The sequence below is a fragment of the Actinomadura sp. ATCC 39365 genome (assembly GCF_054392275.1).
Map to the genome: position 1 here is coordinate 791,987 of NZ_CP184335.1, position 24,286 is coordinate 816,272.

General features: G+C 67.7%; 34 protein-coding genes, 1 tRNA gene and 1 pseudogene. 17 read left to right on the forward strand and 19 right to left on the reverse strand.

Annotation, left to right across the window (positions count from 1 at the left end; genetic code table 11):
• Window positions 1–74 precede the first annotated feature (74 nt).
• Both ACNF49_RS04295 and ACNF49_RS04300 read right to left on the reverse strand, forming a co-directional pair.
• A complete protein-coding gene (locus ACNF49_RS04295) occupies window positions 75–605 on the reverse strand; it encodes a flavoprotein (protein WP_357982863.1) in 531 nt (176 codons plus the stop codon).
• Entirely contained in the window at window positions 602–1,090 is a 489-nt protein-coding gene (locus ACNF49_RS04300; protein WP_357982860.1) for a MarR family winged helix-turn-helix transcriptional regulator, read from the reverse strand. The genes ACNF49_RS04295 and ACNF49_RS04300 overlap by 4 nt, the downstream gene beginning before the upstream one ends.
• 65 nt (window positions 1,091–1,155) lie before the next feature.
• Between ACNF49_RS04300 and ACNF49_RS04305 the strand changes: the two genes are divergently transcribed.
• The gene (locus ACNF49_RS04305) at window positions 1,156–1,800 is read left to right on the forward strand and encodes an alpha/beta fold hydrolase (protein WP_482942859.1); all 645 of its coding nucleotides are present in this window, start codon (window positions 1,156–1,158) and stop codon (window positions 1,798–1,800) included.
• The gene (locus ACNF49_RS04310) at window positions 1,749–1,979 is read left to right on the forward strand and encodes a hypothetical protein (RefSeq protein WP_482942860.1); all 231 of its coding nucleotides are present in this window, start codon (window positions 1,749–1,751) and stop codon (window positions 1,977–1,979) included. The genes ACNF49_RS04305 and ACNF49_RS04310 overlap by 52 nt, the downstream gene beginning before the upstream one ends.
• Window positions 1,980–2,007: 28 nt before the next feature.
• On the opposite strand, the gene ACNF49_RS04315 is transcribed toward ACNF49_RS04310, so the two are convergent.
• Entirely contained in the window at window positions 2,008–2,679 is a 672-nt protein-coding gene (locus tag ACNF49_RS04315) for an HNH endonuclease family protein (protein ID WP_482942861.1), read from the reverse strand.
• A gap of 85 nt (window positions 2,680–2,764) precedes the next feature.
• On the opposite strand from ACNF49_RS04315, the gene ACNF49_RS04320 reads away from it, so the two are divergent.
• Together ACNF49_RS04320 and ACNF49_RS04325 are read left to right on the forward strand one after the other, a co-directional pair.
• Entirely contained in the window at window positions 2,765–3,352 is a 588-nt protein-coding gene (locus ACNF49_RS04320) for a hypothetical protein (protein ID WP_482942862.1), read from the forward strand.
• 563 nt (window positions 3,353–3,915) lie between these two features.
• A complete protein-coding gene (locus tag ACNF49_RS04325; RefSeq protein WP_482942863.1) occupies window positions 3,916–4,131 on the forward strand; it encodes a helix-turn-helix domain-containing protein in 216 nt (71 codons plus the stop codon).
• Here ACNF49_RS04325 and ACNF49_RS04330 read toward each other — a convergent pair.
• The 3 genes from ACNF49_RS04330 to ACNF49_RS04340 all read right to left on the reverse strand — a co-directional run bounded on the left by ACNF49_RS04330 (window position 4,099) and on the right by ACNF49_RS04340 (window position 6,038).
• Window positions 4,099–4,752, reverse strand: coding sequence for a class I SAM-dependent methyltransferase (locus ACNF49_RS04330; protein WP_482942864.1), 654 nt, complete (start codon window positions 4,750–4,752; stop codon window positions 4,099–4,101). The two genes, ACNF49_RS04325 and ACNF49_RS04330, sit on opposite strands and share 33 nt — an antisense overlap.
• Before the next feature lie 63 nt (window positions 4,753–4,815).
• Complete coding sequence (locus tag ACNF49_RS04335; RefSeq protein ID WP_482942865.1) at window positions 4,816–5,697, reverse strand: permease-like cell division protein FtsX; 882 nt, start codon at window positions 5,695–5,697, stop codon at window positions 4,816–4,818.
• The gene (locus ACNF49_RS04340) at window positions 5,694–6,038 is read right to left on the reverse strand and encodes a hypothetical protein (protein WP_482942866.1); all 345 of its coding nucleotides are present in this window, start codon (window positions 6,036–6,038) and stop codon (window positions 5,694–5,696) included. Before ACNF49_RS04340 ends, ACNF49_RS04335 begins: the two co-directional genes overlap by 4 nt.
• Window positions 6,039–6,309: 271 nt before the next feature.
• On the opposite strand from ACNF49_RS04340, the gene trpS reads away from it, so the two are divergent.
• Window positions 6,310–7,290: a tryptophan--tRNA ligase gene (trpS, locus tag ACNF49_RS04345; RefSeq protein WP_482942867.1), complete on the forward strand. Its 981-nt coding sequence runs from the start codon at window positions 6,310–6,312 to the stop codon at window positions 7,288–7,290.
• 62 nt (window positions 7,291–7,352) lie between these two features.
• On the opposite strand, the gene ACNF49_RS04350 is transcribed toward trpS, so the two are convergent.
• From ACNF49_RS04350 to ACNF49_RS04360, 3 genes are all read right to left on the reverse strand, one after another.
• Window positions 7,353–7,685, reverse strand: coding sequence for a hypothetical protein (locus tag ACNF49_RS04350; protein WP_482942868.1), 333 nt, complete (start codon window positions 7,683–7,685; stop codon window positions 7,353–7,355).
• A 312-nt stretch (window positions 7,686–7,997) separates the two neighbouring features.
• On the reverse strand, window positions 7,998–8,420 hold the full coding sequence (locus ACNF49_RS04355; protein WP_482942869.1) for a hypothetical protein: 423 nt from the start codon (window positions 8,418–8,420) through the stop codon (window positions 7,998–8,000).
• A gap of 118 nt (window positions 8,421–8,538) precedes the next feature.
• Complete coding sequence (locus ACNF49_RS04360) at window positions 8,539–8,781, reverse strand: hypothetical protein (protein ID WP_482942870.1); 243 nt, start codon at window positions 8,779–8,781, stop codon at window positions 8,539–8,541.
• Here ACNF49_RS04360 and ACNF49_RS04365 point away from each other — a divergent pair.
• The 3 genes from ACNF49_RS04365 to ACNF49_RS04375 all read left to right on the forward strand — a co-directional run bounded on the left by ACNF49_RS04365 (window position 8,762) and on the right by ACNF49_RS04375 (window position 9,945).
• Window positions 8,762–9,004: a DUF6461 domain-containing protein gene (locus ACNF49_RS04365; protein ID WP_357982828.1), complete on the forward strand. Its 243-nt coding sequence runs from the start codon at window positions 8,762–8,764 to the stop codon at window positions 9,002–9,004. The genes ACNF49_RS04360 and ACNF49_RS04365 overlap by 20 nt on opposite strands.
• Window positions 9,005–9,133: 129 nt before the next feature.
• The gene (locus ACNF49_RS04370) at window positions 9,134–9,394 is read left to right on the forward strand and encodes a hypothetical protein (RefSeq protein ID WP_482942871.1); all 261 of its coding nucleotides are present in this window, start codon (window positions 9,134–9,136) and stop codon (window positions 9,392–9,394) included.
• A 20-nt stretch (window positions 9,395–9,414) separates the two neighbouring features.
• Window positions 9,415–9,945 carry a CbrC family protein gene (locus ACNF49_RS04375; RefSeq protein ID WP_482942872.1) on the forward strand — a complete coding sequence of 177 codons (531 nt, stop codon included), beginning with the start codon at window positions 9,415–9,417 and terminating at the stop codon, window positions 9,943–9,945.
• Between the two features lie 47 nt (window positions 9,946–9,992).
• Here ACNF49_RS04375 and ACNF49_RS04380 read toward each other — a convergent pair whose 3' ends face one another.
• From ACNF49_RS04380 to ACNF49_RS04395, 4 genes are all read right to left on the reverse strand, one after another.
• On the reverse strand, window positions 9,993–10,553 hold the full coding sequence (locus ACNF49_RS04380) for a GrpB family protein (protein WP_357982819.1): 561 nt from the start codon (window positions 10,551–10,553) through the stop codon (window positions 9,993–9,995).
• Window positions 10,554–10,775: 222 nt separating this feature from the next.
• On the reverse strand, window positions 10,776–11,555 hold the full coding sequence (locus ACNF49_RS04385) for a hypothetical protein (RefSeq protein WP_482942873.1): 780 nt from the start codon (window positions 11,553–11,555) through the stop codon (window positions 10,776–10,778).
• Window positions 11,552–12,052 carry a SigE family RNA polymerase sigma factor gene (locus tag ACNF49_RS04390; protein WP_482942874.1) on the reverse strand — a complete coding sequence of 167 codons (501 nt, stop codon included), beginning with the start codon at window positions 12,050–12,052 and terminating at the stop codon, window positions 11,552–11,554. The genes ACNF49_RS04385 and ACNF49_RS04390 overlap by 4 nt, the downstream gene beginning before the upstream one ends.
• Window positions 12,053–12,313: 261 nt before the next feature.
• A complete protein-coding gene (locus ACNF49_RS04395) occupies window positions 12,314–12,580 on the reverse strand; it encodes a hypothetical protein (RefSeq protein WP_482942875.1) in 267 nt (88 codons plus the stop codon).
• Window positions 12,581–12,876: 296 nt separating this feature from the next.
• Here ACNF49_RS04395 and ACNF49_RS04400 point away from each other — a divergent pair, with 296 nt between their 5' ends.
• The 4 genes from ACNF49_RS04400 to ACNF49_RS04415 all read left to right on the forward strand — a co-directional run bounded on the left by ACNF49_RS04400 (window position 12,877) and on the right by ACNF49_RS04415 (window position 16,330).
• A complete protein-coding gene (locus tag ACNF49_RS04400; protein ID WP_482942876.1) occupies window positions 12,877–13,314 on the forward strand; it encodes a hypothetical protein in 438 nt (145 codons plus the stop codon).
• 101 nt (window positions 13,315–13,415) lie between these two features.
• Complete coding sequence (locus ACNF49_RS04405) at window positions 13,416–13,754, forward strand: MafI2 family immunity protein (RefSeq protein WP_482942877.1); 339 nt, start codon at window positions 13,416–13,418, stop codon at window positions 13,752–13,754.
• Window positions 13,755–14,540: 786 nt separating this feature from the next.
• Complete coding sequence (locus ACNF49_RS04410; protein ID WP_482942878.1) at window positions 14,541–14,987, forward strand: hypothetical protein; 447 nt, start codon at window positions 14,541–14,543, stop codon at window positions 14,985–14,987.
• 350 nt (window positions 14,988–15,337) lie between these two features.
• The gene (locus ACNF49_RS04415) at window positions 15,338–16,330 is read left to right on the forward strand and encodes a CehA/McbA family metallohydrolase (RefSeq protein ID WP_498703790.1); all 993 of its coding nucleotides are present in this window, start codon (window positions 15,338–15,340) and stop codon (window positions 16,328–16,330) included.
• 222 nt (window positions 16,331–16,552) lie between these two features.
• On the opposite strand, the gene ACNF49_RS04420 is transcribed toward ACNF49_RS04415, so the two are convergent.
• Both ACNF49_RS04420 and ACNF49_RS04425 read right to left on the reverse strand, forming a co-directional pair.
• The gene (locus ACNF49_RS04420; RefSeq protein ID WP_482942880.1) at window positions 16,553–17,983 is read right to left on the reverse strand and encodes a M20/M25/M40 family metallo-hydrolase; all 1,431 of its coding nucleotides are present in this window, start codon (window positions 17,981–17,983) and stop codon (window positions 16,553–16,555) included.
• 181 nt (window positions 17,984–18,164) lie between these two features.
• Window positions 18,165–18,689 (reverse strand): DUF6461 domain-containing protein, encoded by a 525-nt coding sequence (locus ACNF49_RS04425; protein WP_482942881.1) that lies wholly within the window; start codon window positions 18,687–18,689, stop codon window positions 18,165–18,167.
• A 508-nt stretch (window positions 18,690–19,197) separates the two neighbouring features.
• Between ACNF49_RS04425 and ACNF49_RS04430 the strand changes: the two genes are divergently transcribed.
• From ACNF49_RS04430 to ACNF49_RS04440, 3 genes are all read left to right on the forward strand, one after another.
• Entirely contained in the window at window positions 19,198–19,329 is a 132-nt protein-coding gene (locus ACNF49_RS04430) for a hypothetical protein (RefSeq protein ID WP_357974218.1), read from the forward strand.
• Between the two features lie 26 nt (window positions 19,330–19,355).
• Window positions 19,356–19,637 (forward strand): hypothetical protein, encoded by a 282-nt coding sequence (locus ACNF49_RS04435; protein WP_357974215.1) that lies wholly within the window; start codon window positions 19,356–19,358, stop codon window positions 19,635–19,637.
• 98 nt (window positions 19,638–19,735) lie between these two features.
• Window positions 19,736–20,248, forward strand: coding sequence for a DUF6461 domain-containing protein (locus ACNF49_RS04440; RefSeq protein WP_482942882.1), 513 nt, complete (start codon window positions 19,736–19,738; stop codon window positions 20,246–20,248).
• A 173-nt stretch (window positions 20,249–20,421) separates the two neighbouring features.
• On the opposite strand, the pseudogene ACNF49_RS04445 reads toward ACNF49_RS04440, so the two are convergent.
• A pseudogene (locus ACNF49_RS04445) lies at window positions 20,422–21,747 on the reverse strand (IS701 family transposase).
• Window positions 21,748–21,803: 56 nt separating this feature from the next.
• Between ACNF49_RS04445 and ACNF49_RS04450 the strand changes: the two are divergent.
• The gene (locus ACNF49_RS04450) at window positions 21,804–22,226 is read left to right on the forward strand and encodes a tyrosine-type recombinase/integrase (protein ID WP_498702111.1); all 423 of its coding nucleotides are present in this window, start codon (window positions 21,804–21,806) and stop codon (window positions 22,224–22,226) included.
• A 56-nt stretch (window positions 22,227–22,282) separates the two neighbouring features.
• On the opposite strand, the gene ACNF49_RS04455 is transcribed toward ACNF49_RS04450, so the two are convergent.
• From ACNF49_RS04455 to ACNF49_RS04465, 3 genes are all read right to left on the reverse strand, one after another.
• Window positions 22,283–22,358 (reverse strand) — tRNA-Ala (locus ACNF49_RS04455).
• 15 nt (window positions 22,359–22,373) lie between these two features.
• Window positions 22,374–23,102 carry an HAD-IA family hydrolase gene (locus ACNF49_RS04460; RefSeq protein ID WP_357974193.1) on the reverse strand — a complete coding sequence of 243 codons (729 nt, stop codon included), beginning with the start codon at window positions 23,100–23,102 and terminating at the stop codon, window positions 22,374–22,376.
• Between the two features lie 15 nt (window positions 23,103–23,117).
• A complete protein-coding gene (locus ACNF49_RS04465; RefSeq protein ID WP_013130296.1) occupies window positions 23,118–23,237 on the reverse strand; it encodes a DLW-39 family protein in 120 nt (39 codons plus the stop codon).
• Window positions 23,238–24,054: 817 nt separating this feature from the next.
• Between ACNF49_RS04465 and ACNF49_RS04470 the strand changes: the two genes are divergently transcribed.
• A complete protein-coding gene (locus tag ACNF49_RS04470) occupies window positions 24,055–24,267 on the forward strand; it encodes a heavy-metal-associated domain-containing protein (protein ID WP_352323852.1) in 213 nt (70 codons plus the stop codon).
• The last annotated feature ends 19 nt before the right edge of the window (window positions 24,268–24,286 follow it).

Sequence of the window (24,286 nt, forward strand, 5' to 3'; positions counted from 1 at the left end):
GGGACGAGGTTCCGAATTCCAGAATGTCATTCGCGAATCTCGTTCGACAAGGCCCGCGGCCCGCCGGCCTCCCGTCAGGGGCGCAGCGCCGTGAGGGCGCTCTCCCAAACGTAGGTGTCGTTGCCGTCGCCCGCGCTCGGGGCGTGCGGCTCGAACTGCCCCGGCCCGATCAGGACGCGCACCCCTTCCGACCGCAGCTCCTCCACGCTGCGCCGGAAGGGCGCGCGGGAGGCGAGCGCGCTGTTGACGAACGGCAGGACGACCACGGGGATGCCGAGCCCCGGAGCCTCGGCCAGCAGCCCGAGCGCGTAGGTGTCGGCGACGCCCATGGCGAACTTGTTGATCGTGTTGTACGTGGCCGGAGCGACGATGATCGCGTCGGCCCTGGGCGGCCTGGGCTCGTGCGGCCTGCGGTAGCGGCTGCGGACCGGGCGCCCGGTCAGGCGCTCCAGCTCCGGCACGTCGACGAAGTCGAGCGCCGACGGCGTGGCGACGACCTGGACGGCCCAGCCCTCGTCCTGGGCCGGGACGACGAGCCTGGCCACGTCGCCGGCCGGGCCGGCCGCGCACACGATGACATAGAGACTGCGTGCCGGTGTCTTCACGGTTGAGATCGTAGGACGCCGGCCGCCCCCTCGACATCGCGCACGCGGGCGGCGACCTCCGGCGTGAGATGGCGGGCCAGCACCTCCAGGGCGGCGGTGACCTCGCGGACCGCCTCGGGGCCCGGATCGGGCAGGACGGCGGCGAGGGCGTCGTCGATCGTGGCGGCCCTGACCTCGGCGACCCGGGCGGACGGCGTCGCCGCGGGACGGATGAGCCGCCGCCGCCGGTCGGCCGGATCGGGCACGCCCTCGACCGACCCCGTGGACTCCAGCCGGGCGACGGCCGTGGACACCTGGCTCTGCGGCAGGCCGGTCCGCGCCGCGATCTCGCTGACCGTCGTGCCGGGATGGGCCACCACGTCGCCGAGGACGACGAGCACCGTACGGACCGAGCCGCGCGGGCCGTCGCCCTTCGGTTGAGGCATCGCCTGCTCGCCGATCTTCATGAGGGTGCGGCCGAGCAGGAACAGTTCGACTCCGTTCATGAAGTCATGATACATCTATATCGATGCATCGATTTAGATGCTTTTCTCTCACGGAGGAGACCCACATGAACGCCCTTCCCGTCCCAGGCGCCACCCTTCACTTCCAGGTCGAGGGCAGCGGCCCGGTCCTGTTGTTGTCGCAGAGCGGCGAGGGCGACGCCGACCGCACCGCCGACCTCGTGCCGCTCCTGGCCGACGCCTTCACCGTCGTCACCTACGACCGGCGCGGCCTGTCACGCAGCACCCTCGACCCCGCCGCGCCGCCCGTCACCATGGCCGACCACGCCGACGACGTCGCGCGGCTGCTCGCCGAGGTCGCCGACGGGCCCGCCCTGATGGCCGGGTTCAGCATGGGGGCCGCGATCGGCCTGCGGGTCGCGGCCCGCCACCCCGGCGTGCTCGGCACGCTGATCGCGCACGAGCCCGTGCTGCCGAACCTGCTGCCCGCCGCCGGCCGCGCCGAGCACGTGGCCGAGCTGGCGGCCATCCAGCGGGCGCACGCGGAAGGGGGCTGGCCGCGGCCGTCCCCGCGATCACCCGGCACCTCGGCATCGACCCGGCCCACGACGAAAGCGAGGACGGGCTCACCCCGCAGCCGCTCACGGCCAGGCGGCAGGCCAACTTCGGGTTCTTCATCGGGACGGAGTTCACTGCCGTCATGGAGGACGACCTCGCCCCGGCGGAGACGGTGGGCACCGGGACCCGGGTGATCCCGGCGATCGGCCGTGCCACCCGGCCTTCGGTGCACACCTACCGCTGCGCGCTCGCGCTGGCGGAGCTGCTCGGCACCGAGCCCGTCACGCTGCCGGGCGGCCACAACGGCAACACGGCCTTCCCGCGCGCGACGGCTCGGGCGCTCAAGGAACTGCTCGCTCCCGGCCAGGCGTGAACGTACGGCCGGCCGGATGCACGGGCGGTCAGCGGCCGCAGGTGCGCAGCATGTTGGACAGCGCCACGCGCTCGCTGCGCGTCACGAACAGGCGGTAGTGGTGTTTCACGGTGATCCACGAGGTCGCGTAGCGGCACCAGTAGGCGCGGCGGCGCGGACGCCAGCTCTGCGGCCCCTGCCCGCCCTTGGCGATGTTGGCGGAATGGCTGACGGTGACCAGCTCAGGACGGGTGAGGTCGTTGGCGAAGGCCCGCCGCCGCGCCTGGCTCCACCTCTTGGCGCCGGAGCGCCAGGCGTAGGCCAGCGGGACGACGTGGTCGACGTCCACCAGGCGCTCGCTCTTCAACCGCCTGCCGTCGTACGGGCTGTACCAGACGCCCTTGACCGGATGGCAGGCCGCGTTCCTGCGCACCCGCCGCCCGTCCCGGGCCAGGACGGTCTCGCGTACGTCACACCTTCCCTTGTGACGTCCCCATTTGGGCTGGAACCGGCGATGGGTGTAGCCGCGCAGGGATAAGGGCCTGGCGACCCGTAGCTGGGCCAGCATGCGCCGGGCCCGCGCCGTACTGGCCTCGGCGCCTGCCTGGGTGCGCGCGCCGAACTGCGCCGCGGCCGGCTGCGGCGCGGCGACGACCTCGGTGATCGGGATGACCAGAAAGGCGAGGACGGCCATCAGCGCGGCCCGTCTCAGGAAGATCATGCTTTACCCCATACCCACCCACGACGGACCTCCTCCAAGTAGATGGCCAGCCCTCCGCAAGTGGGAGTGCGTACCTTCCCGAACCATGAGAAAGATCCCTCTCCTCCTCGCCGCCCTGACCGCTGCCTCCGCCACCGCGCTGCCCGCGACCGCGTCCCTCGCCTCGGCCTCCTCCGCCGGGAAGACGCTCTCCTTCCGCGGCATGACGCTGCGGATCCCCGCCGACTGGAAGGTGTACCGGTCGGGCGACCACGTCGTGGTGGTGACCGGGTTGTTGTGCAAGAAGCCGGAGCCGTTCGCGCCCGACTGCGAGGGCTTCTGGATCTTCGGGCCGAAGGACTACACGAACGTGCCGGTCGGCGGCGGTTCCGTCACGTACACGGGCAAGCAGCAGTTCCATCCGTTCAGCGGGGTGATCCCGTGCCCGTTCAACTCCAACCTGAGCTGGTATCCCGGCGAGAAGGCGTCCTACCGCGGGCTGCGGCCGATGGGCGCCGGACACAAGGCGAAGTACACCACCTGGCCGAACCGCTGCGTGACGAACGACACCGGCCGCACCACCGCCAGGTGGAACGAGAAGGAGTGGTTCCTGCCGCAGTCCAGGATCCTGGTGGTGGACGCCTGGAACACCTACGGGCTGGCCGGCGTGCTCAAGCGCGCCACGTGGAGCTGATCCCCCGGGTCCTGATCTCCGGCACGATGGGCGGTGGTCCGGCAGAGGGGGTGAGGGATGACGAGCCGGTTCTTCATCGGTGAGGGGTACGCGTCGTACCAGGGGCCGTCGGCGGACAACTCGCTCCATCGTCACGCCGCGTACCAGGTGACGGCCGCCGTGGCGGGCGAGGTGGCGGTCATCGACGAGCGGGGCACGTGTCATCGCGGCCCGGCCCTGATCATCCCGCCCATGGTCCGGCACCGCATGCCCGGGGCGCCGCACGTCCGCATCTGGTTCGTCGAGCCGCAGTGCTCGTACGCGTCCGCCCTGCGCGACCGCTGCGCCTCCGAGCCCGGCGCCCCGTCCGCCGGCGGTGTGATCACCGTGGCCGCCGACCTGCATGCCCTCCGCGAGGACGACTTCCGTCTCGTCGCGTCACCTCGGCCGTCCGGGGCGCTCGATCCGCGCCTGGTGGTGGCGATGGAGGTGCTGACGTCGCGCAACCTCCTGGTCGCCGACGCGGCCGCGCAGGCCGGGCTCTCCCCCAACGCCTGCGCGCGCTGGCCCGGCTGCAACTCGGCATGCCGCTCGCCCGATGGCGCATCTGGCGGCGGCTCACCCGCGCGGCCCGCGCCCTGGCCGACGGCCGCTCGATCGCCGAGGCGGCGCTCGACGGCGGCTTCGCCGACCAGGCCCACTTCCACCGGCAGCTGCGCGACATGCTGGGGCTCACGCCGGCGACCGTGCTGCCGCTGCTGCGCCGGTCAGCCGCGGTCGGCGACGTAGACGGAGATTGAGCCGGTCACCGTCCGCACGACCTCCGCCTCGCGGACGTCCGCGAACCCCGCGTCGGTCATCAGCTCCGGCAGCACGCCGTCCGCGTTGGGCTGCGTGTCCCGCACCCCGTCGGCCAGTTGCACGACACGGAACGCCAGCCGCATCGACGCCGTCCGCTGCCACCCGTAGTCGGCGATCACCAGCTTGCCGCCCGGCCGCAGCACGGCGTGCATCGAGGCGAGGATCGCGCGTTTCATCGGCAGCGGACATTGGTGGAGGACCAGGCTCGACACCGCCGTGTCGGCCGAACCCGGCCCCAGCAGGCCGGTCAGCGCGTCCCCCATGCCGAGCCGCCATTCCGGGGCCGTGCCGTTCGCCCTGCTCTTGCGCCGCGCCTGGGCCAGCGTTTCCGGATCGGGGTCGACGCCGACGATCCGGGCCCGCGGTTCGAGGCGGTGGAGCAGCATGGCCTGCGAACCGGTGCCGCAGCCGACGTCCACGATCGTGTCGTCGGGTCTGGGGGCGACGTGCATGGCCACCAGGCTGCGCCACAGGCGTTCCCGCGTCAGAGCGACGACCGGGTCGTACAGGCGGGTGAACTTCAGCCGTCCGAGGGCTGGGGTGAAGGTCTGTTGAGACATGAGCGCAGTCTCAGCCGTACGCCGCCCCCCGGTCTTGAACAGAACGCTCGCGCGTCGACGCTGCTACTCGCATTCCCGGGTTCGGGCTTCGACGTCCTGCAGCCCGTATTCGGACCAGAGCCGCGCCCCTTGCGACACGCACTCGTGGTCCCACACCTGGCTGACCCCCGGCATCTTCGCGAGCCGGTGACGCCAGGGACCGCGGTTCACCTCCGGCTGTATCGACAGCCGATACGACTCGGGCATGTCCGACACCCTGGTAGCCGCGATCAACGTCTCATTGTCCGCGTACGTCTCGACGAAATGGCGATAGGCCGTCTTCTGGTCCTCGTATTCATACGATTCGAGGCCGGGAATCCGCTCGATGACGGCGACGATCGCCTTCTTCTCCTTGGCGGTGGCGGCATTCTTGTTCGCCCCTCCCCGCCCGTGCCGGCACTCGGGCAAGGAGGAATCGCCCGTGCAGAGGAACACGGAGACTTCCACACTCCAGTCCGGCCGGGTCACGCGACGGGTCTCCAGCTGATCGACCACCAGCCCGACCCCGGGCCGCCGATCGGCCGCATTCACGATGTGAGCCCGATCAGCCACCTCGGAGACCCGGATCCAGAACGACTCCGGCATGTCCTTGGCCCGCACCTCGTCCAGCATCTTCCGCTGACCGGCGAACTCCCGCCGGAACTCCGCATAGGACGCCGCCCGGCTCACGAACCTGACCTCGGTCACGCCAGGCGTGGAGTTCAGGAAAGCCTCCATGTCGCGCCGCTGCCTCGCCGTCGCATGCCGTTTGTCACACCTGCACACGGTCGGCGCGCACAGGAAGACCGCGATCTCCTGGTCATCGCCGACATCGCTCTCGGGAACGGGCCCGGCCTCGGCCTGCCCCGCCATTCCCGAGAACGCCAACACAACCGCGAACAGCAACCGCCATGACCAGCGCTTCACCGAACTCCTTGTTTCCACGAACCAGTCCTGCTGCGGGGGCGTCGCCGGCGTACCGGCGCGGTCCGGGAGTCGTAGCCGGACCATCGCACCATCAAGATGGACAGGCCGACGACCGTCGTCACCGCACCGGAAAGGAGGCCGAGAAACGCCAAGACGCTTTCGCCGTCAGGATCGCCTATCCCGAACGGGCCAGTCTCGACCCATTCGCCCATGGCCCATGCCTGAGTGGCGACCAGCACCCCGAAAAGGGTCGTGACCGTTCCCAGCAGATAACCAGGAGTCCGCGCCCACACGCCTTTCACGGCGAGCACGAACTGCCCTATCTCCAGGCGCATCGCCACGGGCACATGATCCCGGACCAACCCACCAAACCACCAGACGTTTGACCATACTCATCGACCAGCGGACCGCCCGCTCCAAACCGGGTGGTACGGTATGCGTCATGCGGATGATCCACTCATTTCTCGGTTGGTGGCGCCCCTAACAGGGCGGCACTGCTCATCCGCGCAGACCTGACACAGCGGCCGCCCAGTCCCGGGCGGCCCGTCGGTGTCCTCATCCCTCGGCCGATCCAGGACGAGAGGCGGCTCCCGACCTGAGGGAGCTCCACCGATGCCACGACGTCTCACGGGTTTCACGCCGTCCGGCGACCTGCACCTCGGCAACTACTTCGGCGCCATCGCCCCGATCATCGCCGGACAGACCACCACGGACACCGTCGTCTTCATCTCCGACCTGCACGCGCTCACCCTGGACCACGACCCCACCCAGGTGCACCGGCGAACCCTGGAGTTCGCCACCCTGCTGCTGGCCGCCGGCACGGACCCCGAGTCCTGTCTGTTCCTCGTCCAGTCGCACGTCCCGGAGCACACCGAACTGCACTACCTGCTCGAATGCACCACGGGCTACGGCGAGGCCCAGCGGATGATCCAGTTCAAGGAGAAGTCCGGCCGCCAGCAGCAGGTCCGCATGTCGCTGCTGACGTACCCGATCCTCATGGCCGCCGACATCCTGCTGTACGACACCGACGAGGTCCCCGTCGGCGAGGACCAACGCCAGCACGTCGAGCTGGCCAGAACCGTCGCCCAGCGGTTCAACACCCGGTACGCCCCCGTCTTCACCGTGCCCACGACGGTCAACCCGCCGGTGGCCGCCCGTCTCATGGACCTGACCGCCCCCGCCGACAAGATGAGCAAGTCGGCCGCCACGCCGGGCGGCGTCCTGCGCCTGCTCGACGAGCCCGACGTGCTGCGGCGCAAGGTGATGCGCGCGGTCACCGACGCGGACAACACGGTCGCGTACGACCCCGACCGCAAACCCGGCGTCTCGAACCTGCTGGCCATCCTGGCCGCCTGCACCGGCCGCGCCCCCGAGGACCTGGCGTCCCGGTTCGACCGCTACGGCGAGCTCAAGGAGGCGGTGGCCGACGCGGTGGTGACCACCCTCGCCCCCATCCGCGACCGCTACCTGCACCTGTCGGAAGACCCCGGCCACGTCCAGAAGGCCCTGCGGTCCGGCGCCGAACGAGCCCGCGGCCTGGCCGGCGCCAAGATCCGCCAGACCAAGGCAGCCATCGGCCTGCTCCCCGCCTGACTGCGATCCCACCCCCGCCCACCACGCCCGCCTCCGGCCCCGCACCGGAGGCGGGCCATGCGTCACTCGCCGATCAGGACATGAGCCCCGTCAGAGCCTTCACGAGTGCGGCCGAGCACCCGCAGGAAACGGCGACCATGCGGATACAGGCTGTTCACGGGAAGCCAACCGGTGGTGCGGCTGATACCGGCCCCTTGCAGATCCTGGCGGACGTGCCGGCCGAGCAAGTTGGCGACCGCCTGCCCATGGCGGCTGCGGGTGACCTTGAACTCGGTGAACCTGCACGTGTCCGGTGACGGCTGCTGCAACTGGATCTCCACCGTGCCGAGCACTTCTCCGGCCACCAGATCGCCCGGCGGCCGCTTCTCGTAGGACCAGCGGCGAAGGTCCCACACACGTGGTTCGTCGTGGGGTTGCGCCTGTCGTACGTGCGTCTGGCCGTCGTCCCCACTCCAGCACCGTCGGCTCAGCCAGGCGCCGGACCGACTTCCCCAACAACCCTTGGTTCCAGGATCGATAGACCACGTACATGGGCGGCCTCTCACAGCTGAGCAGCATGATCACGGCCACATTGCCCGAGCTTGTCGGCATTCACAACTCGCGTGAAGCAGGCCATCGGCGAAGGGCAGGTTCGCCCACTCGGGCCCGCGGTTCGCCGCCGACCTCGGCTGGGCACCCCCCGTCGACGGACAGCCCGGGTCCCGGCGTCAGAGCAGCGCCAGGCAGATCGCGAACGGAAGGAGGATGAGCACTGCCGTGCCGAGCCGTGCCGCAAGCCCCCGCCCGCGCCGGACCGGGAGAACCACGTCGACCACCACCACCAGCGTCAGGATGACGATCCCGGTCACCGCCAGGAGGAACATGACGATGCCCGCGTGATCGAGCGTCGTGTAGTTGCAGTTCACCAGGCCTGGTTTGGCAAGGTCCTCCGTGCTCCTGCAGTCCATCGGCAGGTAGTCGGTCAGCAACCACCGTGCCAGAGCGAGCGGCAGGGTCGCGGGCACGCCGAGCGCGAGGTTGACCAGGGCTGGGCCCAGGAGCCCGCTCGTTGCCCGTCCCTCGCGCCGAGCAGGCGGGTCCGTCCTGAAACCCTCTGCTCCTGGTAGCCCACCGGGGTCGACATCGGCCACATTCGGAGCGTACGGGCCTTACGCACGCACCGGCGCCCCACCCCCGGCCGGCGACGGAGGGGGCACGTCTGAGCGACCGTTGCCGGCCGCCCTTTCTGGCACGCTCATGGCGCGACGATCAACAGATGAGGTGGTGCGGATGGCGTACACCTACGCCGATGTGGCCTGGCTGGCCGAGGACGATGAGCTGGGCGATCTGTGGTGCCTGACCTTCGTACGCGGGGTCGGCGAGGTGGAGGCGCTTCTCCGACTGGGCGCTGACCAGAACAGCATCCGACCGCTCACCCATGACGAGCTGCTGGACGACGGCCTCTTCCCGGAGACCGTGCTCGCCGGACGCGGTGGACGGAGAGCTGATCACCTACTTCAACCCCAAGACCCCGGAATGGCGGCACGGAAGCGATCCTGATCGCCTCAACGACCTGATGAGGGAGTCGGGCCTCGCCCCCGAGGACGGACCCGGAACCGGTGCCGAAGCACCGTCGTCGGCGTCCGGAGCGCTGCTCCTCGCGGCCCGGCTGACCGGCGTGCTCCTGACCCCGGACATCGCGAAAGGACCGCTCATGAGCGGCGTCGTCGGCTGACCTGCCCCCGTGCCACACCTACAGGCGGCTTGAAGCGGGACGGCCCATCAGTCGCACAGGCGAATCGCGGCTTCGATACGAAGCCCGACACCGATTCCAGCGAAAATGAGCGACCCGAGGAGAGCATTGGTGGAGAGCTTTCTGGAGAATGAAACCGAAAGCGATTACCACTGCTGCAAGTATGAGTGCGGCGTTCCCCAGGGACTTCACAGTCAGGGCGTCACCCGTCGCGGTTTCAGGGGTGGCGGCGTCATCGGGCTCATTCACACGGCAGAGCATCTCATCATGCACGACGAGAGCAAAAGAGTTCAGCAGCACAGACAGCGAATCATGATGTGGCGCCCGGTGGACGGGCCCGGCCCGTGGCGCCGCACCCCTGATCCCTCATGAGCCCCGCGTACGCTACCGCCATGCTGCCCGATTTCTCCTATCACCCTGACCCGCTCAATACGGGATCGGTGACGGCCTCTGATGCCGCCTGCGTGTGCTGTGAGAGACAGAGAGGCTACGTCTATACAGGGCCGGTCTACTGCGTCGAATCTCTCGCCGGCGAGCCCTGCCCCTGGTGCGTCGCGGACGGAAGTCTCGCAACCCGCTTCGATGCCACCCTCGTGGACGTGTATGACGCCCCAGGCGACGTCCCGACGGAGGTGATCGAGGTCATCAGTCGCCGAACCCCCGGTTTCTCCACCTGGCAGGGGAACCGTTGGCTGTTCCATTGCGGCGACGGAGCCGCTTTCCTCGGCGCGGTCGGGGCATCGGAACTCGCCGCTTATCCGGACGCACGGGAAATGCTGCGCTTCGAGCAATCCACGGGCGGATGGTCTTCCGGGCAGGTGGAGGAATTCCTTGCCGCGCTTGACAAAGACGGAAACCCGACCGGCTACCTGTTCAGATGCCGCAACTGCGGGATCCACCTGGCGTACGCGGACTACACCTGACCTCGCGTGTTCACGCCGAGCCCGACGAAAGCTCGCGACCGGTCATGTCACTTCGGAATCTCATCGTGTGACGGCACCTGGTTGTCATTCATCGATGCTCGTTCAGCGTCAGTCAGACCGGCTTCCGCGAGGATGGCCTGCACCGTCGCGTTCTTCCCTCGCCCGTATTCGTCGCCGTCGGCGGCGTTCCCGGCGACGTGCTTCTTCACCATGGCGTACTGGTCGCGAAGTCTCGAGTTGGTTCGCAGGACGTCTCTGACCGCGAGGTGATTGCGCAGCGACAGCGAACCGTCAACGATGACGTAGGTGTGGGTCCCGGCGAGTCGTGCGGGTTCCCTGAACGCCCATCTCTGGGGGATCCCCCGCTCGCCCAACGGCGAGAACCCCAGGCCGATCAGGACGTCCGTGGCGGCTGCGACATCTTGTTCGGCCACCACGATGTCGCAGTCGATGATCGGCTTGGCGGCCAGCCCCGGGACCGACGTGCTGCCGACGTGTTCGATGGAGATCACGGCGACTTCGGCGGCTGCCAACGCCTTGGCGTACTCCCTGCGCAGTGCCTCGAACCGATCCGGCCATGTGGGGTCGTAGTCGACAACCGTGATCACGGCTGGAGCCTAGTGGGCGGGGCAGGTGCGCGGGAAGTTCGGCTGCCGGCCACATTCGGTGGACGCGGCGATCAACCACGCTCCCGATCACCCGAGCACAGACGCCGGCCGGCCACGTCGTGTCCCGCCCGCCGTCCGGGACCGGCTCCAGGTAGAGGGGCGCGGTCCCGGTCGTCCGGTGCCCCTGTCGGGCGGGACGCCGGCCATCATCGTGTCCGGCGATCAGGAGCGATCGACGGTGGCGGGGGCGGTGGTCGGGCGGTCGTAGACGCCGACCGCCCACTCGCCGGGCTGCTCACCGACCTCCGCCGAGAGGCGTTCGAGCACGTCCGGGCGAGGAAGCGAGACGCCGGCCGCCCGCTCGTCGCACGCCGCCCCCTTCTGGAACGGTCGGCAGCGGCCGAGTTCTTCGACGACCTTGACGACGGGGGCGTCCGAGGGGAAGACCCATACCTGGATCGTCTGCCGGTGCTTGAGCCATTTGGCGGGCGCCGACAGCCGGTCGTGGTGGCCGCCTATCCCGGCTCCGCACCGCCCGGACGTGCCGCCCGATTCACCACCCTTGAGTGGGACCGAGACGACGACCCAGGCTCGGGGATCAGCACAGACCACCTGGTAACCGGTGGAGGCGCTCGTCGGTGTGAACGTCACGGTCCGGCGGACGCCTGTCGTACCGAAGCTCTGGGAGTGGATGAGGGGAAGGGTGAACCTCTCGGCTCCCAGCACTACGGGGTACGTCTCGGGCGGTTCCGGGGGCGTCTGGATCCGCGCCGAGCTGGGCGGCTGGGCCACCGCGGCCTGGTCGGCCCGGTCGGGGCCCGTCAGCATGACGGCAGCGGCGATGGCGACGGCCAGCGCCCCGACGTTCAGCGAACGTCGGGCCCGCCGCATCCGGCGGCCTCGGCGGATGATCGCGTCGAGGTGGGGGACCGGTTCCTTGCCGGTCGCGTCGTGGGCGTACGTGTCCAGGAGCGTGCGCAGGTTGCTCTCCGTGTGCCTCATCGCTGGAGCTCCTCCAGGTTCATGGTGCGGATGTCCGGATCGACGCGCAGACGCGTCAGGGCCCTGCCGAGCTGGCTCTTGACCGCGCCCAGCGAGCAGCCGATGATGTCGGCGATCTGGGTGAGCGTCCGTCCCTCGAAATAGTGCAGGACGATCACCGCCCGCTGGCGGGGCGACAGGGCGGCGATGGCTTTCCACAGCGCCGCCCTGTCCCCCACGGCGGCCGCGTGGTCCTGCGGGTCGGCCGTCTCGGGCAGGGTCTCGACCGGCACCTCGCCGCGCCACAGCCGGCGCCACCAGGTGGCGTGGGTGTTGACGATGATGCGATAGACGTACGGATCGGGGTTGCCCTCGATCCGCCGCCAGGCCACCCATGCCTTGGCCAACGCCGTCTGCACCAGGTCCTCGGCGGTGCCCCAGTCCCGGGTGAGGAGGTACGCCATCCGGCACAGCCGTAGATGGCGATGCGCCACGTACTTGGCGAACCCGTCGTCCATCAGTCATCTCCGTCTCGTCGTCTCCGGCGATGACTACAACGTGGGAGGCACGTACGGATGACAGGCACTCGCGTCGCAGTCCGACTGGACCTACGGGTTCCGCGCAGCGACGAGGTTCAGCCCGGTGCGGAGCAGACCTTCTTCGCGTAGCCGACAGATCACCGACGCGCTGAGCCCACGCGTCGCGGCCGGGCAGGCAGAGCCAGTAACGCCTACGCGCTACGAAGGCACAGCTACGACGACGCCACCGCCGCTCACGTCTCATTCACTCCGGCGGAACAAGCATGTGATGTTGTTACGGCGGTTGACGGCGGACGGCAGGACGCTGGTGGCCATGTGCTCCAATCGCCATCCCGGAGCCTCGACCGCCTCGATGAGCGAACCGATTTCGGGGAAGCTCCTCCCTTGAGACGCCTTGTTCAAAGGGGTGCTGAGGTGGGCGACGAAGACTTGCCGCCCCGCTGCATAGGCTTGTCCGGCATCCTCGACCATCTGCTGCTGGCCGGAGCCAGGGCCACGAAGCACCATCAATGGCGGACCTTTCTGTCATTCACAGCGCCGCCTCGACCTAAGACGCATCGAGCATGATCTCGGCACAAGACTAGTGGGAACCGTGATAATTGAGGAAACTCCGCCACTGCTCCCACCACCATTCCGAAAGCGTTTACCGTCTCGACAATGAGGGGTTCTGGCATCGTCCTGGACGGCCGCTACGCCGTCGGAGACCCTGGGCCAGCCCAGGACTCCGACGCTGAAGGCACCTCGGCTCCTGAGCCGCCCGCGCAGGAGCTCTGACTGTCAGTGCCTCTCACTACGATCACCGCATGTTTGGATTGAACACGATGGAGTCGATTCTCCTCATCCTGCTGCTGGTGATCACCGGGATCGGAATCAGCCGGTGGGTTGGACAACGCAAAGTAACGCGCATCTACGTCGGCCTGGACCTCATGACGCCTGTCGATGTTCAGGTCCGAGCCCATGACCTCATCGAGGCAGGCAGGACCCGCGACGCCATAGCGCTGATTCAGGAGAAGTCCCAGGTATCCAGGCCGACCGCGGTGAAGGTCGCACGCGTTCTGCGCACTGGTGGCGTCCTGCCGGGCTTTCCGGTTTTCGACGAAGGTGACCTACCCACCCGGGTTCGCAAGCTGATCGAGTCCGGCAACCGGAAGGAGGCCGTCTTTCTTGTACGAAGCACCGAGGACATGAGCCAGTCAGAAGCCGAGACGTTCATCGACTCACTCTCGCGGGAACGGGGGTGAGTTGTCGCGCGACCGGACGACGCCTTCGCCTTCCTCGGCAAGCGCGGGGCCTTCCTTCGACGGGTCGTCGCTAATCCGGCAGCACCTCATACGCTGTGGTCATGCCGGTCAGCCCTGACCGGAGTGCATTCATGACCAGTTCAGAGGACCTTGAGCGAGAGAATGCAATAGTTCTGGATGCGGTCCAGGCATTATTGGGTCTCATTCCTCCTGACGTTATTGCCGTCGCAGTCCACGTGGAGACGGATCTCATAGAATTACACTTCTGGGTCCGACGCCGTACCAGTGAACTCGAGGAAGACGTTGATGATGCGACTTTCGAGCTCGATGCTCTTCTCTCCGGAGAAGGCCCCCTCATCGAGTCACGGATCCATGATGGGCCACCTGATTCGACGATGCTGCGTTCGTACGGTCGGATGATCTACTGGGCGAAGTGCTAGGCGGGCTCTGAATGGCCCGCTATTGGCACGCCGATGAGGGTTTTGGCCTGCTCGTCCATGGCGTCGAAGGCATGAGTGTCAGAGCACGGCACGCAAGGACCCTCAAGCGCTCCCATGTGGGATGAGTCCGTAACCCCTCAGGGCTCCATGGCTCTGGCCCCTCCTCCGTCAACTCCGCGGCGAGCCGATCGATCTCATCGAGATGCCTGGACAGCTCGTCGCCGATCCACTCCGCCTCGTGCGCCATCCATGAGACGCCGTATGCGTGATCGAAATCAAGGGCGAGTTCATCAGGGCACATAACAGATCCGAGCCATGCGATCTGATCAGAGGCCGGCCACGCCAAACGCTCCAGAGCCTCACGCAGGAGCCGCCAAGCCCCTATTCGCATCTCGTCCTCGCTCGGCTGCCGCACAGGTTCATTGTGCCGCGCCTGACACCCGCACTCTCCGAGTACAGCTCATTGAGGGCCCAGTCGCTCACGATCTGCAAGCATCTCCTCATGGTGGATGCCCACGGCCCGACGCGACCGATCGACTACTGGCGGAGTCCTGAAGCGGTCGCACGACTGGATCGATCCTGACCAGGATCCTGAAGAGCGCGGCCTGCTCGCTCTGTGATTTGAAGCGGTCAGCGAGCACCCTGATCGACCGCGGAACGACAGTCTGCAGTTCATCCCGCGCATATCCCGGATCCGGAGTCTCGTCGCTGCCCTGGCCGCCCCAGGGACGTTTATGGCTGTCCGAAAGTTGCGAGGAATTTGAAATTAGGGCATAGGGTGTCTCCGTGAATGTGATCGAGTTCCGCGTCGAAGGGCCGGTCGCCCCCATCGTCTATCCGCACATGGACATCGTGATCGACGGCATCAATCTCATCGAACTCGCACGCGTCGTCGAACTCCCGCTGGCCTCCAACCCAAGCATCGCGGGAGCCTATGCGGGACTCCTGGAGCGCGACTTGATCTGCTGGCCAAGCACACATTTCCTCGGAGCGCCTCATCTCCAGTGGTTTTCCGAAGGAGAGACAGTGCTGCTGGGCTGCGAATGCGGCGAGTGGGAATGCTGGCCGTTGACCGCCCAGGTCGCGGTAACCGAGCAGACCGTCACTTGGTCTGGATTCCGTAACGGCCACCGTCCCAACTGGGATCTCGTGGCGCTTGGTCCTTTTGTCTTCGACAGGCAGCAATACGAGGCGGCCCTCCGCAGAACCGCCGCCTCCCCGAAGCTGTCTTGACCGTCATCTCGTGATTGCTCCCGAAGCTGGAGCGCCTCCTCGGCGTGGAGCTGGACTGAACCAACCCGGCTGGGGGTTGGATGTAGCCCTACGATCACCGCTGCGTGGCCAGCCGCCGGGGCGATCGACAATCCCTCAGCGCGGCTCACTGAGCGTCCTACCGGACGACGCCGCTCAGCACGCAGGTCGCATTCCCCGTGACTCCCCGCCGTTCCCTTCGCTTCCCCACCCCATCGGGCACACCAGGGATGTGACCATGTTCGCTCCAGGCGGCCGTTCAATCTCCCCCTCGTACTTGTGGTTCTCTCCTGTGAAGTGAATACGCTGCCGGGATGGTCACGGACTATGGGATGTCGGGATCGCAGTTCCCGCCGAGGTGGGTAGCTGGTCAGGGGCGTGGCTGGTATCGAGGTGACTGCCATGTGCATTCGGTTCTCTCGAACGGTGGAGAGCTCACGCCGGAGCAGCTTGCGGCCGGAGCTCGTGCGGCGGGGCTGGACTTCATCGCGACCACGGAGCACAACACCGCAGATGCGCATGGCGCGTGGGGTTCGCTCGTCGGCGACGACTTGCTGGTGATCATCGGCCAGGAAGTCACCAGCCGAACCGGGCACTGGCTGGCGCTCGGCATCGATCCGGGGCAGGTGGTCGACTGGCGGTACGGCGTCCGCGACGACTTGATCGGCAAGCATCTGGATCGGGTGCATGAGGCCGGTGGGCTGTGCGTGGCGGCCCACCCGCACGCGCCGTACCCCTCTGGTGTCTTCATGTATCCGTTCGAGGGATTTGATGTGGTGGAGGTGTGGAACGGGCTGTGGATCTCCGATGAGCCTTGGCAGGCGGACAACGCGGCAGCACTGGCCGAATGGGGCCGCAGCCTGGCCGTCGACATCCGCCATGGACGGTGGCGACCGGCGATGGGCAACAGCGACACCCATCTGGAGGGCCAGATCGGCAGACCGCACACCGTCGTGCTGGCCGAGGAAATGAGCGCGGACGCAGTCCTCGCCGGCATCCGTGCCGGCCGCAGCTGGGTCGCCGAATCGGCCACGGTTGAGCTGTCGCTCCAGGTCTCTGCCGGCGATGGCAGTGCCGACATCGGGGGGCGGCTGGATACCCACGGCGAACCGGCTGTGGTCCGGGTGAACGTCTGTGGTGTGCCGTCCGGCACCGTCAGCTTTCACACCGATCGAGGGACGGTGCACCGCGCACCCTTGCCAGGCGATGGATCAGGCGTCTTGGAGTGGCATACCAACGCGGAGGAATCAGCGTTCGTCCGCGTTGAGGTGCGTCATCCCGACGAACACATGGCGGCGCTCACCAACCCCATCACCCTGAGCTGAACGGCCGAAAGGACAGCGCGCCCTTGGAGCGGGCGACGGTGATCGGACCCGCACCGTTCAGGATCGGCCCCAAGACCGCACGCCCGGACGGCGGGCGGGCGGAGGGCCGGAGGTACGGCGGCGCGGCGCGCCGCAGACTGGTGAAGCTCACCCCGTCCAGCGCGCCGAGCCGGGCGGGGTGTCGGCCCGGATGCCGCCGTTCAGGCGTCATGACGGATGGGGTCAGGCAGGCCCACCGGCGCGTGCGTGCGCGTCGAGGAGGTGTGCGACCGCTTCGGTCACCTGTACGGCGAACGGGATGTGCAGCCATTCGTCCGGCACGTGCACGTTCGAGTCCGCACCGAGCGCGCCCGTGACGACGAACTGCGCCTGCGGATACCGCCTGCCGAGCATCTCCATGAAGGGGATCCCGCCGCCGATGCCCATGCTCTGGCACGGCTTCCCGAACACGCGATCACCGACCTGCCGCAACGCCGAGGCCAGCCAGGGGGCCGGCGCCGGCGCGTGCCACCCGTTCAGGACCATGAAGTCGCCGACCTCGACCTGCGCCCCGTACGGCACGTCGGTCGTGAGGATCTTCTCCAGCGCGGCCCGCGCCGCCTCGGCGTCGGCCGAGGGAGGCAGGCGGAAGCTCAGCCGGACGGAGGTCCAGGGCCGCAGCACGGCGCCCGCCACCGCGGGGTCCGGAAGCCCGCCGGCGCCGGTCACGGACAGGGTCGGCCGCCAGGTGTTGTTGAGGACGAGCTCGACGTCGTCGTCGGAGACTCGCCGCGTTTCCGGCAGCAGCGGGAGCCGGGGCACGGCGACCTCCGGATGGAGCGCGACGAGCTCCGCCGCCTCCATGCGCCGTTCCTCCGGGATGGGCACCACCATCTCGGGCACCTTGACCTCGCCGGTCTCCGGGTCCTCCACCCGATCGAGCAGCTGGCGCATGACACGGAACGAGCTCGGCACGATGCCGCTCCCGAGCCCGGAGTGGATGCCCGTCTCGAGGACGCGCACCGTGACGGTCGCCTGCACCGCGCCGCGCAGGCTGGAGGTCAGCCACAGCCGCTCGTAGTCCCCGCCGCCCGCGTCCAGACAGACCACCAGCGACACCTCGCCGAGCCGGTCGGCGAGATGCTCCAGGTACGCGGGCAGGTCCGGGCTGCCGGACTCCTCGCCGGTCTCCAGCAGCAGGACTGCCCTGGCGTGTTCGCCGCCTGCCCCGCGTAGGGCCTCCAGCGCGGTGGTGGCGGCGTAGCCCGAGTACCCGTCGTCGGCGGCACCGCGGCCATAGAGCCGGTCGTCGCGGATCACTGCCTGCCACGGGCCCAGGTCCTCCGACCAGTCACCCAGCGGCGGCTGCTTGTCGAGGTGCCCGTACAGCAGGACGGTCCCGGTGGCCGCCGCGCCCGGCGTCGCGGGCACGTCCACGAACAGGAGCGGGGCGCGGCCGTCGAGCTGCAAGACGTCGCACCGCGCGCCGTGCAGGCCCCGCGACGCCACCCAGCCCCGCACGTGCTCGACGGCGGCCCGCAGATGACCATGCTCCTCCCAGGCGGCGTCGTAGGCGGACGACACGGCGGGAATCTCGATCAACCCGGAGAGGCTGGGCAGCACGTCCGTCGCCCAGGCCTCACTGATCGATTCGCGAAGTCTCTGATGGTCCATGCGGCAATACTGGCGCAAAACACGATGTACCCGGCCCACGTCCAGGTGCTTGTCCTTGGGCTTCGGCTTGGCGAAGCACTCGGGCTACGCTGGGAAGACGTCTCCCGGCGACAGAACGATCTCTCGCCACAATGAGATCCATTACACGTGTATTGCACGGCAGGTCGCCGGGTCGGAACCTTCAGTCGATCGACCCGACAATGGGCTCCGCCTCGTAGTGAGTCGGTGTCAGGGCGACCCCAGTGGCCCGTGCGGCCAGCGCAATGGCGAGAGCAGTGGAAGTCCGCGAGTCGGGCTCTCCGACCAGCGGTATGCCCAGCTCTCGCATATGAACCAGCAGGCGATCAGGATCGCTGCCGTTCCGATCGCTGGGGAAGAACGGCTCGAATTCCGTGACCACCACTCCATCGACGGAGTAGACGAAATGCTCGTCCACGGTGCTGCCTGTAATGACTCTCGCCATCTCCGTACTCCGGGAGAGGGTCTCCGGGAGCGGCTGGCAATGGTAGTCAAATAGGACCGCTCCTCCGTCTCCCGTGTAGGCGGCAATGCCCACCTCTCGGGAGGTGTCACCGCGAGTGGCGCCGATCCGGTGCAACGCTTCCCCAGGAGACATGCCTCGCACGAACGTCACGCCGATCAGGTCGCTGTCCTTTTGATACTCCTCAACCAGCCACGCGTAATCCATCGGCGATGCGCCGCCCATTGCTTGTCCCCTTCGCCCCAGCCTGGACGATGATCCTTTTCGGGACAGGCTATGGGCAGCAGCCATTACCTCGGTAGGACAGCCGGGCGCGCCGCCCATTCCTGAGCTGGCGCCTGTACCTGTGACTGCCTCGGCTTGGGAACGGACCGCAACAACCCTGCTCGGTGAGCTGTGCTGAGGTACGAAGCACGGATCGTCGATCCCCCCGACCACGCACAGCGGCCAGCCATGCCGCGGCGATCGTAGGGGCTGCAGTTGCGCGACCACGGGCGGCGGCAACGGGATCCGTACCGCAGGGCCGCCAGGCCCGAGGAACGGAAGCGCCGCGGCAGCCTGACCTTCCGCTTTTCAGGCGGAGCAACCGCCCTGGGCTGTGGCGAAGACCCTAGTCAGAGGGGGTTGGACGGTGATCGAAGTGAGCCCGTGTGCGGGGACGTTGCTGTCAGCGCTGCTGCCACCACTTCGCCGGGACCTGCTAGATCGTCCCGGTCCGTAGGACTATGTCCTCATGTCAGTGACCGAATTCGCCGGTGTGACCAAGGACAAGCATCGTGGCATCACTTCCAGGGGAGGGCTGTACGAGTTCTGGACCGAGGAGGGTGCCCACGTCTACCTTCACGACACCGACTTGGGCGCCTGACCTACAAGCTCGGCAGGCCGCCGACGTTGGAACTGGAGTTCATCTACGCCCCAAAGTGGACTCCATCCGAACTGTCGAAGACGCCCGTCGTGGTCTTTCGGTTCGAAGACGTCCGCCTCGTCGAATGGATCGAGGACCAGGAGGGCCATGACTGTGTGGCCGCCTCCCCTGATGCCCCGCCGGGGCAGGTCGGGCAGTTCGACTGGGACGGCACCGACATGTTCACCCTGGACACCGTCATACTGCGCTTGATCTTTCACGCGCCGCGAGCAGCGGTGACCGTACATGCTGTCCACCAACGTCCATGACAGTCCAGGACCGTTGTTAGCAGCTCCGTTAGCAAGAGCGGATCTCAACCCTCACGTGCCATCATCTCCATGATCTGGTCCGAGAGAACAGGATCCCCATGAGCGGCTACAACTGGCTCGATGACGACGCGTTCTGCGTGACCTTCGTCCGCGGTCTCACCCCGCACGAGGCGCTGGCCTGCCTTGGCATTGACGTGTTCGACGGGGATGACGAGGAAGGCGATTTCGAGGAAGGGCTCATCTGCGCCCGGCCGGCCGATGGCGGGACCATTCTGAGCGAGTGGAACGGCTTCGCCGGCACGCTGCCCGAGGTGCTGCGGCCCTTGTCGGCGGAGACGATCACGGCGAGCGTCTTCGTCAACGTGAACAGGGTCGCGTCCTTCGACCATTACGCCGACGGTCGCAACATCCTGACCTTCGATCCGCTGTTCGGCGGCGGTGAGGACGGCATCCCGGAGGACTTCCTGGCCGACCGGATCGAGCTCGGGCTGGCCGGCGACAAGTCGAAGGGCGGTCTCGCCGCTGCGCTGCTACTGGCTGAGCGCATCACCGAGGTGCGGCCGAACGCGTCAAGTGACGCAGTGGCCGCCCATGGCGTTCTCGAGTACTGAGGCACCTTGCTGTCGGCCCACCGCAAACGCCGCAGATCAACGACGCAACCCAACCGCCTTGGCAGCTCGGATCTTGCCCGTCCGGATCGGTTCGACCTGGACCCGCGAACGCGGCCGGTTCGCCTGGAACGGCGTGGGACGGTGCTGGATTGCAGCTAGAACCGCAACTAGTACTACAGCGAGGCTTTGAGATGTTTCAGTCGATGTCTTCTGTAGTGACTGGCTCGGGCGCGGGTCTGATGGAGGCGCCGGTAGTGGGACCAGGCCAAGGCATGGGCGAGGGGGTGGGACGAGAGTGCTGGTCAGGTGTGCCAGGAGACGGCGGATCTCGGCTGGTGTGAGGCGGACCAGCCCGCTTGGGCCTTTGGGAAGTGCGCGACGGTCACGGCCAGGTAGGCGTGGGCGAGCATCGCCAAAGTGATGTGGCGGTGCCAGGCGTCGTAACGGCGCACCTGGTAGTGGTCCAGGCCGGTCTCGTTCTTGGCGCTCTGGAAGCATTCCTCGATGGCCCATCTGCTGCCCGCGACGGTGATGAGGTCTTCCAGGGTGGTGCCGGCCGGAGCATGGCACAGGTAGTAGGCCAGTTCCCGTTCCCCCTTGGCGTTGGGGGTCAGGCTGCGCCGGGCCAGCAGCCAACGCTGATAGCCGGGCTCGACCTCGAAACGCACCGACGCCAGCGCCCAGTCATACAACCGCTCGCCTTTGGCACCGCGGCCGCAGGAGCGGCGCTTCCATGCCTCGGCCGGAGCTTGGGCGGTGGCGGTGTCGGCACGGATCTGCCCGCCCCAGCCCGTGCCGATCCACTGGCTCCTGGGTACGGCCACCACATAACTGAGACGGTGTTCTTCCAGGAAACGCCGGAACTTGAAATCCATGCCATAGGCCTCGTCCGCGGTCACCCACGACACCGGCACGCCGGCCTGCAGCGCGCGGGCCAGCATCGTACGCGCCAGCATCGGCTTGGTGGCAAAGGGCGCGTCGGCCGGGATGCCGGCCCGGGCGCAGCGATCACGGTCATCGGTCCAGGACCGGGGCAGATACAACTCGGCGTCGATCAGTGCCCGCCCGAGCGGGGAGGCATAGGCCAGGAAGACGCCCACCTGGCAGTTGTCCACCCGGCCAGCGGTACCGGAGTACTGGCGCTGCACCCCGGCCGACTTGTCGCCCTTCTTCAGGAAGCCGGTCTCATCGACGATCAGCACGCCGTCGCGGTGGCCGAGGTGTTCCATCACGTACTCACGCAGATCGACGCGCACCTGGCGCGGGTCCCAGCGGGCGCTGTTGAGCAGGCGCTGCATACGATCCGGCGTCGCATCCCCCGCCGCCTCGGCCAGCTGCCAGCCGTTCTTGCGCTCGATCGGCGCCAGCAACCCCAGCAGATAAGCCCGCGCCTGTCGACGCGGCTCCACCCGCCCGAACCGGCCCGCTACCCGGCCGAACAACACATCCAGCCCCGTAACCCACTCCCGCAGATCAGCAGCGGTTAAGTCATCTGGCATGTTCACACGCTACAGATCTCAAAGCCTCGCTGTAGTACTAGCTAGACGGCGGCGAGATGCGCCTGGGCCCGCTTAAGTCGCGAGCAGGACGCCGAAGGGTGAGCATCCCGGCAGCCATCATCCCCGTGCTGACCGAACACCTGGCCACCTACGTCGCCCCACCGGACGACGCCTTCGTCTTCCTCGGCAAGCGCGGAGCCTTCCTCAGAGGCGGCAACTTCCGACGGGAGGCCAAGTGGGTGGAAGCGCTCAAGGAGATGGGCGTACAGGGCCTGCACTTCCACGATCTCCGGCACACCGGCAACACCCTGGCCGCCCAGTCAGGGGCAAGCCTGGCAGACCTGAAGGCGCGCATGGGACACGACAGCGACCGAGCGGCGCTGATCTACCAGCACGCCACCCGCGACGCGGACCAGAGAATCGCCGACGCGTTGAGCGCTCGCGTAGAGGCCGAACAGAAGAAGATCGCCAAAGGCTAATGGCACGTTAATGGCACGAACGCCGCTTCTCATGATCAGAGAAGCGGCGTTTTGGCTGGTGGAGCCTAGGAGATTCGAACTCCTGACATCCTGCTTGCAAAGCAGGCGCTCTGCCAACTGAGCTAAGGCCCCTTCGACGAAGATAGCTTACCGGGCCGGGGAAGCCACCCGCGTCGTCCCGAGGTCGTCGCTCAGCACCAGGCCTGGGAAGTCCGCGAGGGAGTCCAGGATGTGCGTGGCGCCGCCCTTGAGCAACCGTTCTCTGCTGTGCACGCCGGTCATCAGCCCCGCCACCACGGAGGCCCCGGCCCGGCGCCCGCAGAGCATGTCGCTCTCCGAGTCGCCGACAACCGCCACGTGCCGTACGTCCGCCACGCCGAGTCGCAGCACGGCGTGCAGGACCATGTCCGGCCAGGGACGGCCGCGGCCGCCCGCGTCCTCCGGAGAGATGGCCAGGTCGACCTTGTCGTGCCAGCCGAGGACGCCGAGCACGCGGCTGAGCGTCGTACGGCTGAACCCGGTGATCAGGGCGAGCTTGACCCCGGTGCCGCGGAGTTTGTCGAGCACCTCCAGGACCCCGGGCACGGGCTCCAGTCCGGCACGTTCCAGCGCACCCTCGTAGGAGCGCTCGAACGTCAGGTTCGCCGCCTGGGCCTGGGCCTCGTTGCCGGGGAAGATGCCCCGGAAGACATCGATCTTGGGACAGCCCCGGGACCGGTGCACGTGAACCATGGCACGCGCGTACGCTCCGGTCCCGGGCACTATGCCCTGGGTGGCGATCGCCTCGGCGAAGGCGCGCTCGACCATGGCGATGTCACCGACTGTGGTGCCTGCCAGGTCCAGGCACGCCAGCTCGATGGGGACGACGTCACTCATCGCCTCGCCGGTCGGTTAGTTCTCGCTGCCGGTCGCCTCGGTCCAGAGATCGAGCTCGGCGCGGTCGGCCTGAACCTTACGCCAGATCAGCAATCCCCCAAGGGCGACCAGCGCCAGAACGAGCAGCTTCTTCACGGTGTGACCCCACTTCTTCGACGGTCTCACCTGCCGGGGTGAGACCCAACGGTTGACATGCAGCCTAGCAAGGGATGGCTGCGCTCCTTGTGTTGCGCACGAACCTGATGTGCGGCTTGTGCGTAGAACGAGCCTTCAGCTCGGCCTGGATCACCCCTTCGACCCCGGCCAGTATCCATCCCGTCCTGGGCAATCTGCCAATCACTTCGGACAACATCCCGATCATGCCAAATATCCGGACGTCCTGCGCGCGCGGCATACCCCCGCAGGTATCTTACGTTCCCGCCGCCGCCCAGTTCATGAGAATCACGGACGCGTCCGTCAGCGGCGTCGCTTTGCCGAGGATGTGACGCGAACTCGGCTTCTCGGCCGGCGGGCTGCGGTGGATGTCCAACGCCTACGTCACGACTTCGGCGGTTTGCTGCTGAGCGGGCGGCTGTCCGACCTGTTCGGGGGCACGCGGGGTGTTCGTCACCGGACGGGTTTTGCTGATCGGCCCGTCCATGATGGCCGCTGCACCTGGGACGGCGCACGGTACAGGGCGTCGACGTCGTCAACACGATCTACCGGGCCGGCTCGGCTGTCATGACCGGCCGGGGACACCGCCGAGGATCAGCGTCGAAGGGCCGACGGTTTCCGGGTCGCCTTCGCGGGCACCGCGGTGGTGGCCGTCATCGGTGCGACGCGCCCACCACGCTGAGGCACAAGCCGCCCATACGCGAAACCGTGAGCTGAATCTCACACCCACCGGAATACCCTAGGGGGTACCGTGTTAGAGTATTCGGCAGGAACCTGAACCACGTTGAAGGAGACCGTAATGAGCACCGCCACCTACACCGTCAAGGGCATGACCTGCGGCCACTGCGTGAGCTCGGTGAAGGAGGAGGTCGGCGGCGTGGCCGGCGTCACCGGCGTCGAGGTCGACCTGGCCAGCGGCCGGCTCACCGTGACCAGCGAGAGCCAGGTCGAGGAGTCCCAGATCGCCTCCGCGGTTGAGGAAGCCGGATACGAACTGGTCGGACAGTCATGAACACGGCCGCCAAACTCGG

Bases quoted from the DNA above. Each gene is read 5' to 3' on its own strand.
- ACNF49_RS04300 (WP_357982860.1), bottom strand. From the start codon at position 1,090: ATGAACGGAGTCGAACTGTTCCTGCTCGGCCGCACCCTCATGAAGATC.
- ACNF49_RS04305 (WP_482942859.1), top strand. From the start codon at position 1,156: ATGAACGCCCTTCCCGTCCCAGGCGCCACCCTTCACTTCCAGGTCGAG.
- ACNF49_RS04310 (WP_482942860.1), top strand. From the start codon at position 1,749: ATGGAGGACGACCTCGCCCCGGCGGAGACGGTGGGCACCGGGACCCGG.
- ACNF49_RS04315 (WP_482942861.1), bottom strand. From the start codon at position 2,679: ATGATCTTCCTGAGACGGGCCGCGCTGATGGCCGTCCTCGCCTTTCTG.
- ACNF49_RS04320 (WP_482942862.1), top strand. From the start codon at position 2,765: ATGAGAAAGATCCCTCTCCTCCTCGCCGCCCTGACCGCTGCCTCCGCC.
- ACNF49_RS04325 (WP_482942863.1), top strand. From the start codon at position 3,916: ATGCCGCTCGCCCGATGGCGCATCTGGCGGCGGCTCACCCGCGCGGCC.
- ACNF49_RS04330 (WP_482942864.1), bottom strand. From the start codon at position 4,752: ATGTCTCAACAGACCTTCACCCCAGCCCTCGGACGGCTGAAGTTCACC.
- trpS (WP_482942867.1), top strand. From the start codon at position 6,310: ATGCCACGACGTCTCACGGGTTTCACGCCGTCCGGCGACCTGCACCTC.
- ACNF49_RS04375 (WP_482942872.1), top strand. From the start codon at position 9,415: ATGCTGCCCGATTTCTCCTATCACCCTGACCCGCTCAATACGGGATCG.
- ACNF49_RS04385 (WP_482942873.1), bottom strand. From the start codon at position 11,555: ATGAGGCACACGGAGAGCAACCTGCGCACGCTCCTGGACACGTACGCC.
- ACNF49_RS04390 (WP_482942874.1), bottom strand. From the start codon at position 12,052: ATGGACGACGGGTTCGCCAAGTACGTGGCGCATCGCCATCTACGGCTG.
- ACNF49_RS04395 (WP_482942875.1), bottom strand. From the start codon at position 12,580: ATGGTGCTTCGTGGCCCTGGCTCCGGCCAGCAGCAGATGGTCGAGGAT.
- ACNF49_RS04400 (WP_482942876.1), top strand. From the start codon at position 12,877: ATGTTTGGATTGAACACGATGGAGTCGATTCTCCTCATCCTGCTGCTG.
- ACNF49_RS04405 (WP_482942877.1), top strand. From the start codon at position 13,416: ATGCCGGTCAGCCCTGACCGGAGTGCATTCATGACCAGTTCAGAGGAC.
- ACNF49_RS04415 (WP_498703790.1), top strand. From the start codon at position 15,338: ATGTCGGGATCGCAGTTCCCGCCGAGGTGGGTAGCTGGTCAGGGGCGT.
- ACNF49_RS04420 (WP_482942880.1), bottom strand. From the start codon at position 17,983: ATGGACCATCAGAGACTTCGCGAATCGATCAGTGAGGCCTGGGCGACG.
- ACNF49_RS04425 (WP_482942881.1), bottom strand. From the start codon at position 18,689: ATGGGCGGCGCATCGCCGATGGATTACGCGTGGCTGGTTGAGGAGTAT.
- ACNF49_RS04430 (WP_357974218.1), top strand. From the start codon at position 19,198: ATGTCAGTGACCGAATTCGCCGGTGTGACCAAGGACAAGCATCGTGGC.
- ACNF49_RS04440 (WP_482942882.1), top strand. From the start codon at position 19,736: ATGAGCGGCTACAACTGGCTCGATGACGACGCGTTCTGCGTGACCTTC.
- ACNF49_RS04450 (WP_498702111.1), top strand. From the start codon at position 21,804: ATGCGCCTGGGCCCGCTTAAGTCGCGAGCAGGACGCCGAAGGGTGAGC.
- ACNF49_RS04460 (WP_357974193.1), bottom strand. From the start codon at position 23,102: ATGAGTGACGTCGTCCCCATCGAGCTGGCGTGCCTGGACCTGGCAGGC.
- ACNF49_RS04470 (WP_352323852.1), top strand. From the start codon at position 24,055: ATGAGCACCGCCACCTACACCGTCAAGGGCATGACCTGCGGCCACTGC.